The sequence below is a fragment of the Rossellomorea sp. ABR4_012 genome, assembly GCF_056159545.1.
Window position 1 is genome coordinate 115,434 of sequence record NZ_JBSWVK010000005.1, and the last position, 19,912, is coordinate 135,345.

The 19,912-nt window shown below is 40.9% G+C and carries 17 protein-coding genes; 4 read left to right on the forward strand and 13 right to left on the reverse strand.

Features of this window, described 5'->3' with window-relative positions; genetic code table 11:
• Positions 1 to 41 precede the first annotated feature (41 nt).
• The 3 genes from ACXAFV_RS18710 to ACXAFV_RS18720 form a co-directional block, all read right to left on the reverse strand.
• On the reverse strand, positions 42 to 1,019 hold the full coding sequence (locus ACXAFV_RS18710) for an alpha-ketoacid dehydrogenase subunit beta (protein WP_475128676.1): 978 nt from the start codon (positions 1,017 to 1,019) through the stop codon (positions 42 to 44).
• A gap of 3 nt (positions 1,020 to 1,022) precedes the next feature.
• Positions 1,023 to 2,138 carry a pyruvate dehydrogenase (acetyl-transferring) E1 component subunit alpha gene (pdhA, locus tag ACXAFV_RS18715; protein WP_475128677.1) on the reverse strand — a complete coding sequence of 372 codons (1,116 nt, stop codon included), beginning with the start codon at positions 2,136 to 2,138 and terminating at the stop codon, positions 1,023 to 1,025.
• Between the two features lie 493 nt (positions 2,139 to 2,631).
• The gene (locus ACXAFV_RS18720; protein WP_475128678.1) at positions 2,632 to 3,291 is read right to left on the reverse strand and encodes a YkyA family protein; all 660 of its coding nucleotides are present in this window, start codon (positions 3,289 to 3,291) and stop codon (positions 2,632 to 2,634) included.
• Between the two features lie 306 nt (positions 3,292 to 3,597).
• Here ACXAFV_RS18720 and def point away from each other — a divergent pair, with 306 nt between their 5' ends.
• Positions 3,598 to 4,152: a peptide deformylase gene (gene def, locus ACXAFV_RS18725; RefSeq protein ID WP_475128679.1), complete on the forward strand. Its 555-nt coding sequence runs from the start codon at positions 3,598 to 3,600 to the stop codon at positions 4,150 to 4,152.
• A gap of 103 nt (positions 4,153 to 4,255) precedes the next feature.
• Here def and ACXAFV_RS18730 read toward each other — a convergent pair whose 3' ends face one another.
• Positions 4,256 to 5,026 (reverse strand): Cof-type HAD-IIB family hydrolase, encoded by a 771-nt coding sequence (locus ACXAFV_RS18730; protein ID WP_475128681.1) that lies wholly within the window; start codon positions 5,024 to 5,026, stop codon positions 4,256 to 4,258.
• A 678-nt stretch (positions 5,027 to 5,704) separates the two neighbouring features.
• On the opposite strand from ACXAFV_RS18730, the gene ACXAFV_RS18735 reads away from it, so the two are divergent.
• Together ACXAFV_RS18735 and rnjA are read left to right on the forward strand one after the other, a co-directional pair.
• A complete protein-coding gene (locus ACXAFV_RS18735) occupies positions 5,705 to 5,911 on the forward strand; it encodes a DNA-dependent RNA polymerase subunit epsilon (protein ID WP_475128683.1) in 207 nt (68 codons plus the stop codon).
• 4 nt (positions 5,912 to 5,915) lie between these two features.
• Positions 5,916 to 7,583 carry a ribonuclease J1 gene (rnjA, locus tag ACXAFV_RS18740; protein WP_475128685.1) on the forward strand — a complete coding sequence of 556 codons (1,668 nt, stop codon included), beginning with the start codon at positions 5,916 to 5,918 and terminating at the stop codon, positions 7,581 to 7,583.
• A 41-nt stretch (positions 7,584 to 7,624) separates the two neighbouring features.
• Here the strand turns inward: rnjA and ACXAFV_RS18745 are convergent, their stop codons facing one another.
• The 8 genes from ACXAFV_RS18745 to ACXAFV_RS18780 all read right to left on the reverse strand — a co-directional run bounded on the left by ACXAFV_RS18745 (position 7,625) and on the right by ACXAFV_RS18780 (position 17,483).
• Positions 7,625 to 8,287, reverse strand: coding sequence for a potassium channel family protein (locus ACXAFV_RS18745; RefSeq protein ID WP_475128688.1), 663 nt, complete (start codon positions 8,285 to 8,287; stop codon positions 7,625 to 7,627).
• Positions 8,288 to 8,487: 200 nt separating this feature from the next.
• Positions 8,488 to 9,501, reverse strand: a complete 1,014-nt coding sequence (locus ACXAFV_RS18750; protein ID WP_475128690.1) for a cytochrome d ubiquinol oxidase subunit II — start codon at positions 9,499 to 9,501, stop codon at positions 8,488 to 8,490.
• Between the two features lie 106 nt (positions 9,502 to 9,607).
• A complete protein-coding gene (locus tag ACXAFV_RS18755; RefSeq protein WP_475128692.1) occupies positions 9,608 to 10,945 on the reverse strand; it encodes a cytochrome ubiquinol oxidase subunit I in 1,338 nt (445 codons plus the stop codon).
• A 434-nt stretch (positions 10,946 to 11,379) separates the two neighbouring features.
• Entirely contained in the window at positions 11,380 to 12,150 is a 771-nt protein-coding gene (locus tag ACXAFV_RS18760) for a nuclease-related domain-containing protein (protein WP_475128694.1), read from the reverse strand.
• Positions 12,151 to 12,579: 429 nt separating this feature from the next.
• The gene (locus ACXAFV_RS18765; protein ID WP_475128696.1) at positions 12,580 to 14,403 is read right to left on the reverse strand and encodes an ABC transporter ATP-binding protein; all 1,824 of its coding nucleotides are present in this window, start codon (positions 14,401 to 14,403) and stop codon (positions 12,580 to 12,582) included.
• Positions 14,404 to 14,412: 9 nt separating this feature from the next.
• Positions 14,413 to 16,167, reverse strand: a complete 1,755-nt coding sequence (locus tag ACXAFV_RS18770; RefSeq protein WP_475128698.1) for an ABC transporter ATP-binding protein — start codon at positions 16,165 to 16,167, stop codon at positions 14,413 to 14,415.
• Between the two features lie 201 nt (positions 16,168 to 16,368).
• Positions 16,369 to 16,824, reverse strand: a complete 456-nt coding sequence (locus tag ACXAFV_RS18775; protein ID WP_475128699.1) for a TlpA family protein disulfide reductase — start codon at positions 16,822 to 16,824, stop codon at positions 16,369 to 16,371.
• Between the two features lie 116 nt (positions 16,825 to 16,940).
• A complete protein-coding gene (locus ACXAFV_RS18780) occupies positions 16,941 to 17,483 on the reverse strand; it encodes a peroxiredoxin (protein WP_475128700.1) in 543 nt (180 codons plus the stop codon).
• A gap of 360 nt (positions 17,484 to 17,843) precedes the next feature.
• On the opposite strand from ACXAFV_RS18780, the gene ACXAFV_RS18785 reads away from it, so the two are divergent.
• A complete protein-coding gene (locus ACXAFV_RS18785) occupies positions 17,844 to 18,719 on the forward strand; it encodes a mechanosensitive ion channel family protein (RefSeq protein WP_475128702.1) in 876 nt (291 codons plus the stop codon).
• 47 nt (positions 18,720 to 18,766) lie between these two features.
• Here ACXAFV_RS18785 and ACXAFV_RS18790 read toward each other — a convergent pair whose 3' ends face one another.
• A complete protein-coding gene (locus ACXAFV_RS18790; RefSeq protein WP_475128704.1) occupies positions 18,767 to 19,900 on the reverse strand; it encodes an N-acetyldiaminopimelate deacetylase in 1,134 nt (377 codons plus the stop codon).
• Positions 19,901 to 19,912: the final 12 nt, after the last annotated feature.

Below are 19,912 nucleotides of genomic sequence, written 5' to 3' on the forward strand. Positions count from 1 at the left end.
AGAGAAGGGAATGACCCCTTCTGTTTTCACATGTAAATCAATTAAAATTCAAGTACTTTCTTAGCAGTCTCGATAACATCTTTATGGTTAGGAAGCCATACAGGCTCTGCTTGAGAGAATGAGTAAACTGTATCTGGCGCTGCTACTCGAAGTACTGGAGCTTCAAGGCTCAGGATTGCACGGTCATTGATTTCAGCAACGACATTTGCAGCGATTCCCGCTTGCTTTTGTGCTTCCTGAACGACGATTGCACGGTTTGTCTTCTCAACAGAAGCCATGATTGTGTCGATATCAAGCGGGCTGACAGTACGCAGGTCTACAACCTCTACTGAATATCCTTCTTTTTCAAGTTCTTCAGCAGCTTTGATAGATTCGTGAACCATTGCACCGTAAGTGATGATGGATAGGTCTTTACCTTCGCGCTTCACTTCCGCCTTCCCTAGTTCGATTGTGTATTCCTCTTCAGGTACCTCTTGACGGAAAGAGCGGTATAATTTCATGTGCTCAAGGAAGATAACCGGGTCGTTATCTCGAATAGATGAAATTAATAATCCCTTTGCATCATAAGGTGTTGAAGGAATGACCACTTTAAGGCCTGGCTGTTGGGCCATTAATCCTTCTAAGCTGTCAGCGTGAAGCTCAGGAGTATGTACCCCTCCACCGAATGGTGAACGAACTGTGATTGGTGCAGTATATGTTCCGCCTGAACGGTAACGCATACGTGCCATTTGTCCAGAGATGGAATCCATCACTTCGTATACGAATCCAAAGAATTGAATTTCAGGAACTGGACGGAATCCTTCTAATGCTAGTCCGATCGCTAAACCACCGATTCCGGATTCTGCAAGAGGTGTATCGAATACGCGGTCTTCGCCGAATTCTTTTTGAAGTCCTTCCGTTGCACGGAATACACCGCCGTTTAGACCTACGTCTTCACCAAAAACTAGTACGTCTTCGTTGTTACGCAGTTCTGTGCGCAGTGCATCAGTGATCGCTTGAATCATTGTCATTTGCGCCATGGCTTATTTCGACTCCTTTTCTTTGTAAATTTCCAACTGTTCTTTTAAGTTATATGGAAGCTCTTCGAACATGTTATTGATGAAATCAGTAACTTTTTGTTTTGGCTCTCCATCAGCTTTTTTAATTGCTTGTTTAATATCTTCTTTCGCTTCTTCGATTACTTCATTTTCTTTCTCTTCGCTCCATAGCCCTTTTTCTTCAAGGAACTTACGGAAACGTACCAATGGATCTTTCTTCTCCCAGTCAGTATCCATTTCAGAAGTACGGTAACGAGTTGGGTCATCCCCAGCCATTGTATGAGGACCATAACGGTAACACATTGTTTCAATTAGAGAAGGTCCTTCACCGTTCACAGCACGTTCTCTTGCTTCACGAGTAGCAACGTAAACTGCCAATGGATCCATTCCATCCACTAAGATACCTGGGATCCCTGCAGCAACTGCTTTCTGAGCGATCGTTTTACCTGCAGTCTGCTTGTCTCGAGGTGTAGAAATTGCGAATTGGTTGTTTTGCACGACGAAAATTGCCGGAGCAGAATAAGCACCTGCAAAGTTGATTCCTTCATAGAAGTCACCCTGTGAAGAACCGCCGTCACCTGTATAAGTAATCGCAACTGCTTTCTTTCCGCGCTTCTTAAGACCTAAAGCCACCCCAGCTGTCTGAATGTATTGAGCCCCGATGATGATCTGTGGAGATAATACATTTACACCTTCAGGAGGCTGGTTGCCTTTGAAGTGTCCACGGGAGAATAAGAAAGCTTGGTATAACGGAAGACCATGCCACACGATTTGCGGTACATCACGGTATCCTGGAAGAATCCAGTCCTCTTTCTCCAGTGCAAAATGAGAAGCAATTTGTGAAGCTTCCTGCCCTGCTGTTGGTGCGTAGAAACCTAAACGTCCTTGACGATTCAGGGAAATTGATCTTTGATCAAGAATACGAGTGTAAACCATGCGGCGCATTAATTCCTGAAGATCCTCATCGGAAATTTCCGGCATTGCGTCTTCGTTTACTACTTCGCCTTCTTCGTTTAAAATTTGAAACATTTCAAACTTGTCTTCAATCTGCTCGAGCGTTTTAACTGCATCGAATTGTGCCTTCTTTGATTTAGAAGCCATCGAAGTCACCTATCCTTTCTGTATACATTTATTTTGGTTTTTTACATACAAAGTTTAGATTACCCAAATTCAGTATGACCTACCACAATACTTGCGAATCACATTATAGATAGTTTTCCACAAATAATAAGAAAGAAAACCCATATTTGCATATTAGGTTCTCTGTATTAGTCTGTTTCACAGTTTCACTAATACAACTTTAACTACCTTTCATAGTTTACAATATTAAAAAACGTCTCGTCAACGACAAAGTATTATAATTTCAATATATTTCTAAAAGTCCTTATCGTTCAAAAACCTGTTTCAAAAAAACTGTATTAGTTAGACTTAAACACCTGTTATATATAAACCACCTATGTTTGACAATCTGTTATAGAGTAATGACTGTTGTTTTGATTCTGAGTATATAAGTGGAATCTATAATCATGAAATAAGAGCAAAAAAAAGAAAGGCTGGGGAACAGATTGTCCGCAGCCTTTCTTCCTTTATCCTTTTATTCCTTTTCTTCTACCTCTAGACCGGCAGTTGAATAAAAGCCTTGCTTAAGTTTGTTGAATTGTTCAGTTTTCGTATTATATTCCTCATTCAGCTTAATAGTCTTGTCATATGCTTCATTAATGGAGGTAATTTGTTTTTCTAATTCCTCCATCGTCAATTCTTTCTTTTTAAATAATTCATATAGTTTTTTATCCTGTGATAGTGCATCTAAGTATGAATCAGTCAATTCTTTATGAAGCTGATATCGTTCTTTCATCGTCTCTTCCAATTTTCCAGCTTCATTTTTGAGCTTGTCATCTTCTAACTTTGAAATAAATTCATCCAAACCAGAAAACTTTTCTTTTGCTTCCTTCATAGCTTTACGCTCTTTCTCGATATATTCTGTCCGTTCAGAAATATTTTTAAGAGCATCATCAGATAGTTTTACTATTTTATCGAATTCTTTCATACCAAGGCCCATGATTTCGCTATAGATTTCTTTTTCTTTCTTTTCTAAACCCTGGAGAGGTTTCTGTACCTCAACGTATTGATCTTCCTTGGCTACTGTTTCTTCGAGAACATTATAAATATTCTCTTGGGGTGAAGCTCCTCCGATACATCCCATGAGAATAAAAATGGCTGATCCTAAAACGAAAGCAAAACGAATTTTTGACACAACTAGATCCCCCTTAACTATATAACATCTTCTACTATATCTCCGTCTACAACATTTGACAATAGGGATTTACAACTGTGGAAAATTTTGTCGATTAGACTATTCTCCTATATCCATAACTATGTACATAGACCGCAAAGTATTCCTCCATAAATAAAAGGCTCTGTTAACTTTTTAATAAGAAAATGCTAGACTTATTTTATGCATATTGGTATATCTTATTAGGAGTCAATACATATATTCTTACTAAGTACGAACACTGTCTGATTACACAGCGCCGCTGATTGTTGTAAGGAGGAAGATTTAATGATTACGATGAAAGACATCATCCGCGAAGGCCATCCCACCCTTCGAAAAGTGGCAGAGGAAGTATCTCTGCCTCCATCAGCAGAGGATAAGGAAATATTAAAAAGCCTGCTGGAGTATGTAGTGAACAGCCAGGACCCCGAAGTAGCAAGCAAATATGGTCTCAGACCGGGAATCGGACTGGCAGCACCTCAAATCAATGTCTCCAAGAAAATGCTTGCTGTAAACGTTGTCGACGAGAAAGGTACACTTTACAGCTATGCACTATTCAATCCTAAGATTATCAGTCATTCAGTTGAAAAAGCATATCTGACTTCCGGTGAAGGATGTCTATCGGTTGATCGACAGGTTCCCGGATTCGTTCCACGCTACAGAAGAGTAACGGTAAAAGGATGGAATATTGATGGGGAAGAAGTAAAACTCAGGTTGAAAGGACTTCCTTCTATCGTTTTCCAGCATGAAATCGATCATTTGAACGGCATTATGTTTTACGATCATATTAACGAAGAGAATCCTTTTGAACCGATACCCGGTGCATTGGCCATTGAAAGATAGAATGACTAAGCCAGATTCTCGTAAACTGGGATAACAAGATGCGCATTAAAAAAGGACGCATTCACTTTGTAGTGAATGCGTCCTTTTGCCGTTCAGACATGCTTTATATCAATTGAAGTTCTTTTAATCCATAGTATATTCCATCTTCGTCGACCGGCTTCGTGATCATGTTGGCATGTTTTTGCACTTCTGTAACAGCATTGCCCATCGCAACCCCTGTTCCCACTGATTGAAGCATTTCGATATCATTAAGACCGTCTCCAAATGCATATACATCTTCCATTTTAAATCCTAATCGATCGATCATCTTTTTGATTCCTTCAGCTTTTGATCCGCCACCCGGGAGAATATCCATCGAGAATTGATGCCAGCGGATAAAAGTGAATTCTCTGTATTTTTCCCTGTAAAAACCTTCTTCTTCTGCAGGACAGAATAAAAGCGACTGATAAATGTCACGGTCTTTATAGAAGTCCGGTGAATAACCCGGATGAGGAAACTTCAGGCTGCCCATGCTTTCTTCAATGTAACGATGATGCTTATGGTTCGCCTTCATCGTTTCATGATTCAGATGTACGACAGGGTGTGCGTTTCTATGACTGTCTTCAAGCAGTTCTTCAAGCTTTTCAACGTTAAGCGGGTTCGTATAGATGACCTGATTTTCAAAGACGACATATTGCCCGTTAAAAGAGACAAATGATTCGATCCCCAGTTCTTCCCTTAACCCCTCATACATAAAAGGTGCTCTGCCTGTTGCAATGGCAACATACGTCCCATTTGCCTGCAATGTTTTTATAGCTTTTTTTGTCGCATCAGGCAATTTTTTATCATGATCCAGCAGTGTACCATCTATATCAAAGAAAACTATTTTTTTCATCGCTGATCTCCTTTTGCTTCCATTAAGAATATCTGATTCATTCGTTTTATAACGTAAACCTTTCAAATTTAATTGTCAAACCTCATCCCATTACCATACTTATCCATGTAAGAGAATCAATAAATTCCGTACACTATAAGTAAGACAATAGAGACGTTAGCATGATTGCACCTTTACTTCAGTGGACATTCTCGGTAAACTAATGATAAGGAGTGAGCCATATGTTAAAGAAGCTAAGAAAGAAGCTTTTAAAACAGTGGAAAGATATTCTCAAAAGAAAAACAATTGCTTAGACTGACTCCCTTTGACACTAGTTTCTTGCAGACAAAAAGAATGTTATATGTTTAGGGACTGAGGCCATTAGCGAGCATTTATTCGTCTCCTATGGTTTCGGTCCCTCTCTTAATTTATCATAGCAATTCACCCGAGTTCCTCGTAAAACTTTATTTACTGCCGGGAATCCTTTATAATCAAAACATACATAATCAATATTATCATTGTAGATTACATTTTATTATTGTTTATTAATTGAAGACTTAAGGAGTTTTCACTTTAGAAAGTGGATATTTTCCTTTTATGACAGGCAGGCTTTCGCTTACCTGATCGACATAGTTGATAACTTTTTTATCATAGATGAAAGTTAGATTTTTTGAAAACGGATAAGGAGAGAGAAAAAACATGATTTTCAAAGTATTTTATCAAGACAGTAAAGCTGAAGTGCCTGTTCGCGAATGCACAAATTCACTTTACATGGAAGCAGAATCAGAAAGAGAAGTACGCCAGAAACTTAAAGACCAACCTTATAACATTGAATTCGTACAGAAGCTAGAGGGCGCTTTTTTAGAGTATGAACAAAACCACCATTCTTTCGAGCTGGAGAAATAAACAGATGAAATTTGTAAAGAATGACCAAACCGCAGTATTTGCCCTTGGCGGTTTAGGTGAAATCGGTAAGAACACATACGGCGTACAATTTCAAGACGAAATCATTTTAATCGACGCGGGAATTAAATTTCCTGAAGATGAATTGCTCGGTATCGACTATGTAATCCCGGATTACACATACCTTGTGAAAAACGCGGATAAAATTAAGGGTCTATTTGTCACTCATGGTCATGAAGATCATATCGGCGGAATTCCTTACTTGCTTCGCGAATTGAACATTCCGATTTACGGAGGAAAGCTTGCTCTTGGCCTGATCAAAAATAAGCTGGAAGAACATGGTCTATTAAGGAATGCCAAGCTGAATGTCATTAAAGAAGATGACGTCATCAAGTTCCGTAAAACATCTGTCACTTTCTTCAGAACGACTCACAGTATTCCTGATTCTTATGGAATCGTGGTTAAAACACCACCTGGGAATGTCGTTCACACAGGAGACTTCAAATTCGATTTCACACCAGTCGGCGAGCCCGCGAACCTTGCCAAAATGGCTGAAATCGGTAAGGAAGGCGTTCTCTGCCTGCTTTCAGACAGTACAAATGCCGAAGTACCAAACTTCACGATGTCTGAACGCAAAGTCGGTGAAAGCATCAATGATATCTTCCGCAAAGTAGACGGACGTGTCATCTTTGCAACCTTTGCTTCAAACATCCACCGTCTGCAGCAAGTAGTTGAGGCAGCTGTTTACCATAACCGTAAAGTTGCTGTGTTCGGACGCAGTATGGAAGCAGCCATTACGATCGGTCAGGAATTAGGATATATTACAGCGCCTAAAGATACATTTATTGATCACGGCCAGATCAACCGCTTACCTGCCAATGAAGTAGCCATATTATGTACCGGTTCACAAGGTGAACCTATGGCGGCACTATCAAGAATAGCGAATGGTACACACCGCCAGATTCAAATACAGCCTGGAGATACTGTCGTATTTTCTTCTTCCCCTATCCCTGGGAACACGATCAGTGTTAACCGTACCATCAACCTGCTGTATCGTGCTGGTGCTGAAGTCATTCACGGTCCTTTAAATGATATTCATACTTCAGGTCACGGCGGGCAGGAAGAAATGAAACTGATGCTCCGCTTAATGAATCCGACATTCTTCATGCCAATTCACGGTGAATTCCGTATGCAGAAGATGCATGCGCAGATCGGAGTCGATTGCGGAGTGCAAGAAGGCAATTGCTTCATCATGGATAATGGTGAGGTACTGGCGCTAAGCAGTGATTCTGCCCAGGTCGCAGGTAAAATCCCTTCTGGAAATGTATATATTGATGGAAGCGGAATCGGGGATATCGGAAATATTGTATTGCGCGACCGACGCATCCTTTCTGAAGAAGGACTTGTCATCGTAGTCGTAAGCATCGATATGAAAGAGTTCAAGATTGCTTCCGGTCCGGATTTAATTTCAAGAGGATTCGTTTATATGCGTGAATCCGGTGATCTCATCAATGAAGCTCAGAATTTGATCTCGAAGCATTTAAACAAAGTTCTGGAAAGAAGGACTTCACAGTGGTCTGAAATCAAAAATGAAATCACCGACACACTGGCTCCATTCTTATATGAAAAAACAAAAAGACGTCCAATGATTTTACCAATCATCATGGAAGTATAATTAAAAGGCTCAGAGTCTCTACTCTGAGCCTTTCTTATGGGTTATAAGGAAAAAACCTTCTTTTCAAATCGGTTGATATCTGTATCGGCACCTATGACGATCAAGATATCCCCCACTCTGATCTGTTCGTCAGCCTGAGGGGAAACGATAATGTCCCGTTCTCGTTTAATGGCTACTATATTGATCCCATACTTGGCACGGATGTCGAGATCAATCAGCGTATTTCCAGCCAAATGATCATTTGCGACAATCTCCACGATAGAATGTTCATCAGAAAGCTCAAGGTAATCCAGTACGTTGTTGGATATGATATTATGAGCGATTCTTCTCCCCATGTCGCGTTCTGGATGGACGACCTGATTTGCCCCTATTTTTCTAAGGACTTTTTCATGGTAATCGTTCTGTGCTTTTACGGTAATCTTTTTTACACCTATTTCTTTTAACATGAGCGTAGTCAATACACTGGACTGAATATCATCCCCGATCGCAACGATCACGTGATCGAAGTTTCTGATCCCCAGGCTTTTCAAAACGGATTCATCCGTCGAATCTGCCACAACGGCATGAGAAGCAATCGATGAAAATTCATTGACTTTATCTTCATCCATATCGATGGCCATCACTTCCATCCCCTGGTCGGTAAGAGAACGAACGATGCTTCCGCCGAACCGGCCGAGACCTATTACTACAAATTCTTTTTTCATAATAAATTCCCCCAGATATTCCAGTAACATTCATATCTATATTTTAGCATGAAGTTTATCATGATATCGATTTTGTATAATAAAAAAGCGAAAAATCATGAAGGTGCACATGATTTTTCGCTTTCGTCCATTCCTGAAAGTAGGGATCCTGTTAAAGGTTGTACTTTTAACAAGTAACCAAACTTGCAAATAGAGTTCGATCACTTTCTACCTTTTACATAGTCTGCATCAAACAAAAATAATCTCATAAGTAAAATCAAAGACGGTATCAAGAGCAGCAGACCTGCAACGAATGCAATCACGAGGGCCATACCCATTGTCGGATTGGTGACACTCGATTCAATCGTTATATACGGCTTCAGGATATATGGCAAATGGGATGCGCCATATCCAAAGAATGCAAAGAAGAACTGAAGCATCACCAATACAAAAGCCGTTCCGAATTTCTTGCGTTTGTAAATCAGGAAAGACGCTGCCAAAAAGCTTCCTAACGAAAGCCCGAACATCCACCAAATATCAAGGGCATTCATAAAATGTTCTTGATTGTGCTCCCTTAGTCCGACAAATACTAAAAAACTCGCTAATATAGTTGGCGGGCTCCAAAATAATGAAAACTTTCTAAGTACTTCCCGTGAATCCATATCTCCTGCCCTATCTGCATAATAAGTCAAAAAGGCTGCACTGATAAACAATACAGATACAATGGACAGAACCACCACGCTCCAAGAATAAGGACTTGTAAACAATTCCCCTGCCAGGAATGTAACATTCCCGTCAGTCACTTTGAGGAATCCTCCTTCAGAAATCGTCAAAGCCGTTGATAAAGAAGCCGGAATCAATAACCCGGTAGCCCCGTAAAGAAAAAGGTAAACGATATTTTCCTTGGACCCATAATTATTGAATGCATAAAAGCTCCCTCGAATGGCAAGCAGTATGATGGCAATACTCCCTGGTATCAGCAATGCTGTTCCATAGTAATAAGCTGCATCAGGGAAAAAACCGACAAGCCCCACGAAAAAGAACACAAAGAAAACATTTGTCACTTCCCATACAGGGGACAAGTAGCGGCTGATCAACACATTCAACGTATGCTCCTTATTTTTCAACCTTCCATAAAAAGCAAAGAAACCGGCCCCGAAATCAATCGATGCCACAATCAGATAACCATAAAGGAAGATCCATAAAACCGTAATCCCCACTATTTCCAAACTCATAGCCATACCTCCCTCATAAACCTTACGTTAAAACAGACAACCCCCTTCTATCGAAAAGCAACACTTCTATTAGCAAACAGCTTATTGATAAAAGGGGCTGGCGTAATTATGCAGTACGTTTAGGAAAACGCTGTTCCAACTCAGCTTCTGCCGGTTTATTCTTGAACATCTTGATTAACACGACTACACATAAAATCCCGAGCAGAACGTATAGAGCAACAAACATCACAAACGTCAAGCCGACACCATCTGCTTTAGTGGCAGCATCCGCAACCTTCATGTATCCTCTCAGGATCCACGGCTGGCGCCCTACCTCTGCATAGATCCAGCCGAATTCGATTGCAAGCATAGCCAGCGGACCACTTGCAACAATCCCCCATAATAGCGGCTTGTTCCATTCGTTCCGTTTCTTCCATTTCCAGAAAAGAATGAACACCCCTGAAATGAAGATACTGTAGAATCCAATCGATACCATCAGATCAAACAAATAATGAATCCATAATGGCGGCCTTTCATCTTCCGGTGTCTCGTTTAATCCGATGACTTCATGATCGAATGAGCTGCCGGCTAAAAAGCTCAGAAAACCGGGAAGCCTAATTTCATTATGAACCTCATTATTTTCATCCAGCGTACCGAATACAATCAGATCGGCGTTTTTCTCAGTTTCGAAATGCCACTCGGCAGCAGCGAGTTTTTCAGGCTGGTGCTCTGCCAGGAACTTTGCAGACAAATCCCCTGCCAGGGCTGTCGCAAATGCAAAGATAAGCGCTGATACCATCGTTAAACGGAGAGCCTTGCGATGATACTCGCTACCCTTTTTCTTTAAAATCGCAAAAGCCGTAATACCTGCCAGTATCAAAGCTGAAGTCAAATAAGCTGTCGTCAGTACATGGAACACCTTTGTTGGCGTCGCAGGATTCAGCATGGCTGCAATCGGATCAATATTGATCGCTTTCCCATCACTCAGCTCAAAGCCCTGCGGAGTATTCATGAACCCATTCACCGTCGTAATAAACAAAGCTGAAGCAGAAGACCCGATCATGACGGGAATCGTCAACAGCCAGTGAATCCACTTATACTTGAAGCGGTCCCACGTATATAAATAGATTCCTAGAAAGATAGCCTCAAAGAAAAACGCAAATGTCTCCATAAACAGAGGAAGTGCGATCACCTGTCCGGCCACCTGCATGAAAGCCGGCCATAGCATGGATAACTGCAGCCCTATCGCAGTACCCGTAACAACCCCTACAGCAACGGTAATCGTAAACCCTCTCGCCCATCTTCTTGCAAGTAAAATATAATGAGGATCATTACGCTTGATCCCCACAAACTCAGCAATCGATATCATAATTGGCACACCCACACCAATCGTCGCAAATATAATATGAAACGCAAGGGTCGTGGATGTAAGCATTCTACTCAATATCACACTGTCTAAAACCATTTCATTAATCCCCCTACCAATTAATAACGAATACTTACTATTTATCACTTAAAGGCTATTATAAAACCTATTGAGTAGTTTGTGATGTGTTGAACATGAATATTTTGTGACGTTTTTCACAAACTTTTTGTTTGGTTATAGTTTATATGGTTGGTGAGGGGTGAGGCAAGGGATATGCTTATGGATGGAACGTTGCCACCACATCAGGGGTTTCAGATGGAAAACTACTTCGGACAGGAATAAGTTGTCCCTTTCCCGGTACCGAATTGATTTAAAGACATGGATTGCAGTAAATAATGTGCGTGTCGGGGCGATGAAATGTTAAGGAAATCTCTTGCTTCTTGATTTGTAATAGTTGGCCCAATAAGCAAGAAATAATCATTGATCGCTTGCACATGAACTTTTTTATCAAATGAGCTGCATTTTACACAAAGTCAGGAAGCCTTTCTTCTGATCATGGAAAACTCTTCACACTTTGAACACTGTATTCCTTTCATGTAATCAATTTGGAATTTTTTCATAGGATATGGATGGTGCTCCTTCAGGAGTAATTTTGAAGTGCGTTTCAATTCTTTTTCTTCAAGATGGGGAGTGTCGAAGATCTTCATCAAATGTTGAATTTTTGGGAGCAGGTTTTCAATTCTTAACACTTTATCAAGTACTTCAGTGTCTAATGGAGAAGCAGTCAAAAGCGATGAAGAATTCGTAAAAACCACTAAATACTCTATTGGGATATCAGGCAGTTTCATTTTTTTAAACCAGTTTATCAAATGAATCCTGTATTTTTTACACTGTGCTACCGGACTTGGAAAAGCTGTTATCTCACCATTTAGCGTTCTCTGTATCTGACCAAACTCCAGGGAAAATTCAACATGGCCAGATATATTCTTGATTTCGAGAATCAGAGCTAAATATTTTGTGAGAATTAATGTATCTATTTGAATATAGGTATTGCCTATTTTTAAGCACAGATCATTAATGATATGCATCTCCTTGTTGTCGATGATGCTTAACAATCGATCTACTTTACATTCACCATGGTAGCCAGCCCATGCTTTTAACAAGGATTCCTTAATTTGGGGGCGAAAGTCGGAAAGGGGTGGTAATCTTTTTAATGAAGCTTCGTGAAATTTAATTATTTCGGGGACGGGTCGTTCTCTCAGTATCAATTTTTCACTCCTCGGATTACTTTTGTTCTTTCTCACTTGTTTTCCATTCTACATTTACCAGATAAAACCCTTTATTTTCTTCGAAAATGTTTTCATTCTTGTTATTAAATTTGAAAATCCGCCTGATTAAGGCGGCCTAATTATAAAACGTCCAGTTCTAAAATAGATTCGTGTATTTAAGCGAGTGTTTGATCAGTAAGCAGGAGGTTATCAACGATAAATTATAGTTTACCAACGTTATTAGTGAATTATCAACGAGAAAAAATTTATATCAACGTTTTTCCGGATATATCAACAAAAACCTCCCATTTACCGACAATTCTTCATATTTCGCCAAATTTCGCACCCACCCCGCCCCTCCTCCATCTCCAAAAGCCCTCTCAAAAACAAAAAGCCCTGCACACCAAGTGCAGGGCCCTTCCCAAATCTCAAATCAAAAAACTCAACACAACCACAAACTCAATCCTACATAGCCTCCAACATCTTAAACTGCGATTTTACCAATTCATAATAATCGCCTTCCTGATCCATGAGTTCATCATGATTTCCGGATTCCTTGATCTTTCCGTGTTCCAGTACAAAGATGTTATCCGATTCACGGATGGTAGAGAGACGGTGTGCAATGATGATCGCTGTGCGTCCCGCCAGCAATTTTTTCAAGGCGTTTTGAATCTTGACTTCAGTTTCTGTGTCGATGGAAGCTGTGGCTTCATCTAAAATGATGATGCGCGGATTAGCGAGCAGCGCGCGGGCAAATGACAATAGCTGTCTTTCGCCAACGGATAAGACGTTTCCTCTTTCTTCAACCTCGGTATCGTAGCCTTCTGAGAGTTTCTCGATGAATTCGTTCGCTCCAATGGCTTCGGCAGCCGCTCTTACTTCTTCATCCGAAGCATCCGGTCGTCCGAAACGGATGTTATCCTTGATGGTTCCCGAGAAGATGAATGTATCCTGCAGGACGATGCTGATTTGGCTTCGCAAGCTAGAGACTGTTACCTCACGTAAATTGACGCCGTCTATTTTCACTTCGCCTTTTGTAGGATCGTAAAAACGGCTGATCAAATTAGCGATGGTTGTTTTCCCGGAGCCTGTGTGACCGACCAATGCGACGGTCTGGCCTTCCTTCATTTCCAGATCGATATTCTTTAACGCTTTTCTCTTATCATCATAGGAGAATTCAACATTCTCAAATTGGATTCTTCCTTTGATATCGTTCAACTCGATAGCATCTTTCTTTTCATTGACGATCGGCTGTTCATCCAGAAACTCAAAGATACGCTCGGATGATGCCATCCCGATCAGCAGCTGATTGTATACCTGGCCAAGCCTAGAAATAGGCTCCCAGAACATCCCCAGGTAGAAGGCAAATGAAACAAATTCCCCAAGCTGGAGAGATCCACCTTGGATAAGGTGTGCTCCATACCAGATCAATACGGCTGTCCCAACTGCATTAGTCAATTCAACCATCGGCCTGAACATGGCATTTTTCTTTGTGGCTGTTTTCCAGCTGTCGAACGTTTCGATGTTAACACCATCGAAGAAAGCCATGTTTTCTTTTTCCTGGGTAAACGATTGAGTAACCCGAATCCCCTGTATGCTCTCATTCAAATGAGAATTGAGTTTTGCTTGCTTTATTCTCACATCCTGCCAGGACCTGCGGATATTTTTTCGCAGGCTGGTGGAAATAAAGAACATGATTGGCAAAATGACCATGACTGCCAATGTAAGTTCCGGACTGAGCGTGAATAAGATGACAATGATCCCGGCAAGCAGGATGATGTCCATCAGCAGATTGATGACTCCATTCGTAAATAGCTCCTGAAGGGAGTTGATATCGTTCATGATCCGAACGAGGATCGAACCGGCCGAGCGCTGATCGAAGAAGCGGTGCGAGAGCCACTGAACATGACTGAACAGATGCTTCCTCAAATCATAAATGACCCCTTGCCCCAGCTGGTTCATCCAGCGTATCCGGAGAACGTTGGCGATGTAATTAATGACATAGAGTCCGGCGATAATGCCCACCAGTGTAAAAAGGAGCGTTCCATCTTTCTGTCGTATCGCTTTATCAAGGGTGTATACCCCTATCAGAATAGGGATGATCAACCGGATAGCGGTCGTGACCAGAACGGTAATGATCGAAAGGGGAAGCAGTTTTTTCGAATACGGTTTTAAATAAGTTAGTAAGCGCCAAAGCTGTTCCCAGTTAAAAGGCTTGTCGATTACCTGATCGGTTGAATAATGAAACCGGCTTAAGACATTCTTATTGACTTTAGATTTCTTACTCATTCCCCTCACCTACCTTCCTTGTGCTTGAAGTATCTTTTTTTGATCTTTGTATTGTATGTCGTAAATGCGCTGATAAGGTCCATTATTTTGGAGAAGGAAGTCATGAAGACCCCGCTCCACAATCTTTCCATTTTCCAAGACCAGTATCTCGTCTGCATGTTTCAATGAGGAAATTCTATGTGCAATGATGAAGGTCGTCCGGTCGGACATGGCATTTTTCAGCGCCTTTTGAATTCTGAATTCCGTTTCCATATCTACTGCACTTGTTGCATCGTCAAGAATCAAAATGGATGGATTTGTACAGAGTGCACGAGCGATAGCAATTCGCTGCTTCTGTCCTCCAGAAAGCCCAAGTCCCCTCTCTCCAAGCTTTGTATCATATCCATCTGGAAGCTCGGTGATGAAGTCGTGTGCCTGCGCCATCTTTGCAGCTTCAATAATTTCTTCCATCGTTGCTTCAGGACGGCCGTATGAAATGTTGGCCTTAATAGTAGAAGAAAACAGGAAGGATTCTTGAAGAACAACCCCGATATTTTTCCGAAGGGATTTTAATGAATAATCACATAACGCTTTCCCGTCGATGAGGATTTCTCCTTGAGTCGGTTCATAGAAGCGTGTCATCAATTGAGTTATGCTCGTTTTTCCTGATCCTGTACTACCGATCAGTCCGATGACTTTCCCGCTTTCTGCTTTAAAGGATATATCCTCCAATGCAGCTTCATCGTGTTCTGTGTAGTTTAAAGATACCTGATTAAACTGTACTTCGCCTTTCATCCTGTCAACATGGACAACTGCATCATGATCCTTGATTTTTTCATCCACTTCAAGGATTTCCAATAATCGTTCCCCTGAAGCTTTTGATTGAGAGAATAAATTGATGGTGAAACCGAGGTTCATGATCGGCCAGATGATATACCAAACCAAGCTGTAAAACGCAACAAGTTCACCTGGCTGAAGATTCCCATTCATGACCAGGTAGCCACCGTATGCAAGGAGCGTGACGACACTGGCATTTCCGAGGAACTCCATTAATGGAAAGTATTTAGCCCATATGTCCGATGTGAACAGATACTTATCTTTATAATCTCCATTTGATGTGTTGAATTTATTGATTTGGAACTCTTCCCGTGACAGCGATTTGACAGTATTGATACCGCTGATATTTTCCTGGACATTGGTATTCAATTTACCGAAGGATTTACGGATCCCTCTGAAAGCGGGATGCACTGCTTTATCAAATTTATAGACGGTAATAGCCAGAAATGGCAGCGTCACAAGTGTCACGAATGTCAGAGAAGGAGAATAATAAAACATGACTCCGAAGCTGACGGTGATTAATAAGAAGAAACGTAAAAGTTCTGTAAAACCGAATGATAAGAAAAAGCGGAATGCTTCTACATCGGCAGTCAAACGTGACATTAAGTCGCCGGTCTTTGCATTGTCATAATAACTGAATGGAAGGAATTGCAGCTTTTCATACAGCTCATTTCTCAGCCTGTACACGGAAGTGATTCCAAATAAATCTCCGCAGTACTGCTGAACGAATGTGGTGATTCCTTTTAGTATCATGATGCCGACAAAACCAAATGCCAGATAAGGAATCCATTGATAGTTACCTTGCAAAATCACATCATCAATGGTTTTCTGAAGGATGACCGGGTACACGACGGTGATACCGGTTACAAACAGCAGGAAAAACATTGAGATAAAAAAGTATTTCTTATAGGGCCAATAATAGGCTTTTAATTTTTTGAATGTTTCCATAATACCTCTCCCTTCCCTTGGTGCTTAAAAAACGACGTATTATTAAATATATCGGGTTTCGAAATATTTATCTACCCTTTTTTTAGAATTTTTTACTTTTTTGTGAATTGTTTTTTATTTTTCTGTTCAAACCTATTTTAAAAAGAAAAAAACAAAAAAAGATCGGTCTAATGACCGATCCATTCTGCGTAATTTGCAGGATTATTCGCTTTTTTCCATCTCGCCGAGTACTCTGTTGACCCGCTTTTCAAGCATTTTCATGCCGCTTCCGCCTGCTTGGAAATGACGGAGGTTTCCATCTTTATCGAACACATAATATGCAGGGACATATTGATTGTCAAAAGCATCTGTCAGTTTATGCTCACTGTCCACGAAAATAGGCTGTGTAATATCATGTTCAGCCGCTACCTTTTTGATGTCTTCCATATTTAAATCATCTTCGGAACGCGGCATATGAACGGCCATTACATTCAGCTTGTCATTGTATTTATCACGGAACTCATTGACTTGAGGCATTGCTTCCTTACATAGGTGACAGCTGACAGACCAGAAATGAATAAGTGTCGGCTTTTCCCCGATAAGATCTTGTTTCGTTACTTCACCATTTAACCATTCAGTCGCACCGTTTAGTTCAGGCATTGGTTCACGAAGTTTCATGATCTAACCTCCAGTTATTTTAAAAATTATATTAATTGGTAATCATTACTCAATAAATGATCCACCAGGATAAGAAAAAGGCCTAACAAACGGTTAGGCCTTTATTCATTTGGATATTATAAAGTTTTTTGACCTGGTTTCCAGTTAGCCGGGCAAAGTCCGCCTGTTTGAAGCGCTTGAAGAACACGCAGTGTTTCTTCAACGTCACGGCCGATGTTGTTGTGGAATACTACTTGATATTGAAGTTCACCTTCAGGACTGATGATGTATAGTCCGCGAAGAGCTACACCCTCATCTTCAATTAATACACCGTATTCCTTGGAAATACTGTGGTTAGTGTCCGCAGCAAGCGGATATCTTAACTCACCAAGACCGTTTTCTTTACGGTCAGTGTTAATCCAGGCTAAGTGTGTATGGATAGTGTCTGTAGAAACACCGATAACTTCTGCATCTAAATCTTCGAACTCATCGTAACGGTCTGACATTGCTGTAATTTCAGTTGGACACACGAAAGTGAAGTCCATTGGGTAGAAGAACAATACTGTCCATTTATCGTTTTTCATATTTTCTTCAAGAGATACCTTACCAAATTCTTTGTTTGGCATTACAGCGTCCATTTCAAAACGTGGCGCTTGTTTACCTACCATGCGTTCTGCCATGTAAAAATCCCTCCAATGAGTTTTTGATAAAATTTTGAGAAAGGCGTCGGCTAAAAGCCTGTCCTTTCTGAATCACAATTTTCATTATAAGGGATTAGTTTTGCCCAGTCAACGGTAGATTATAATGAATTTAATTTTAAAATGATTATAATCTATGAAGTCAATCCCTTAATTGTTTTTCCCTATTTAATAAAGATTTAGTCACTTTAACAAGTAAAAAAATCAATATCCGAGTACATGATTAGAGTTTACCATTTTTAAACAGGGGAATAAAACAATATGCATTTTACAGATTTCTTCTTTGACATAACCCTTATAGCAATGTATATACTATAAAGGTTCATTACTTTATCAGAAAGGATGTTTTGCTTGAATTACATAGTTGGACTGAATGTATTAGGCGATAAGATCGCCAATTTCAATTGGGGCGGGTTACTTGTCACGATTGGAATCGGTGCTTTACAGGTTTTAGCAATCTGGATTGCTTTCATAGTAGTAAAAGGGGCAGCAAACAAAGTGCTCGAAAGAATATTTGATAAGTACAGCAAGAGAAATGACGTTTCTGCCGGCAGGGCACAGACGCTTCAAAGCCTTAGTAAAAATATAGTTGGATACGTTCTGATTTTTATCTTCTTCGTAACAATTTTACAAATCTTCGGTATCCAGGTAACAGCTATCCTGGCTGGTGCCGGCATCATTGGTCTTGCAGTCGGATTCGGTGCCCAGGGGCTTGTCAGTGATGTTGTGACAGGTTTTTTCATTCTATTAGAAAAACAAGTGGATGTTGGCGACTACGTTTCCACCGGGAATTTCTCAGGTATTGTAGAAGAGGTTGGACTTCGCACTACTCATATCCGTGGATTTGATGGAACGCTCCATTATGTCCCGAACAGGGAAATCACCAGTGTAAGTAATCACTCAAGAGGAAATATGCGTGCCCTTGTAGATATTGGAATCTCTTATGATGATGATATCGACAAAGCTATCGTTGTGCTCCAACAGGTTTGCGACCAGATTGCTCAGGAGGACGACAACATTGTTGAAGGTCCTAATGTGATCGGGGTTCAGACCCTCGGTGCTTCTGACGTGGTTCTTCGCATTATCGGCAAGACAAAGAATATGGAACAGTGGGGAGTGGAAAGAAAGCTTCGCAAAGCCTTAAAAGAAGCCCTTGACCAAAACGGGATTGAAATTCCTTTCCCACATCAGGTCTATATCGAAAAGAAAGATCAGTAATGAAGTGAGAAACGGCCGGCTCCATTTATTTGGTGCCGGCCCTTTTACTATTCTTTCTTAACATTCAAAGACTCAAAGTACTCTGTAATGATAGATATCGCATAATCGATTGCTTCTTCCTCCGGATTCAATTTAGAATGATGCAGTCCATAAGGGGAATTCACTCCCAGCCAAAACATGAATCCCGGAATTTCCTCCAGCATGTAACCAAAATCCTCTCCTGTCATGGCCTCTTTACAAATAACTAGATTACTGTCGTCGGATGCCTCTACAAATGAAATGAAGTCTCTCGTCCATTCCGGATCATTGTATACCTGCTGATACATACTGCCATAATCAACTTCAACGTCACAGTCGTAACTTATTTTCATTCCTTGAATCAATGCTTCCAATCTGGTTTTCACACTCTTCATCGATTCGGGAGAGAGTGTGCGGATCGTTCCCTCCAATGTGGCGGTTTCAGCAATGATGTTTTGAACTGTACCGCTTTCCATCTTGCCGATCGTGATGACTGCGCTGTCCAATGGATCGACATTCCTTGATACAATGGACTGAAGCTGAGTCACAAAATATGAAGCAGCTACGATCATATCTTTTGTCTGGTGGGGATAAGCTGCGTGGCCGCCTTTTCCTTTGAACTTGAGAAACAGCTCAGATGTATTGGCAAATAAGAGACCTTCCTTGATTGCAACCGTCCCGACCTCATATTCAGGGGCTATATGGAGAGCGAAAATGGCATCAGGCATCCACTGCTTCATCTCGTCACTTTCAAGCATAGGTTTCGCTCCGCCCGGTCCTTCCTCTGCAGGCTGAAAAATAAACAATAGGTCATCTTCAATGGGCTTCTCAACAAAATATGTCAGGACCCCGAGTGCAATCGACATATGAAAATCGTGACCGCATGCATGCATTTTTCCAGAGTGATCGGAACAGAATTCCAACCCTGTTTCTTCTTTTATGGGCAACCCATCAATATCAGCACGGTAGCCGATGGTTCTTGACGGATTTGTTCCCGCTACTTTTACAAACAATCCGGTCTTCCATTTTTTCATTTCATATCTATGTGCCGGCAGACCTGTAATGTAATCTATCAAATACTTTTGTGTCTTATATTCCTGAAATCCGAGTTCAGGGATCTTGTGGAGATCTCTTCTGATTGTTTTGAAATCTGTTACACTCATTATGCCACTCCC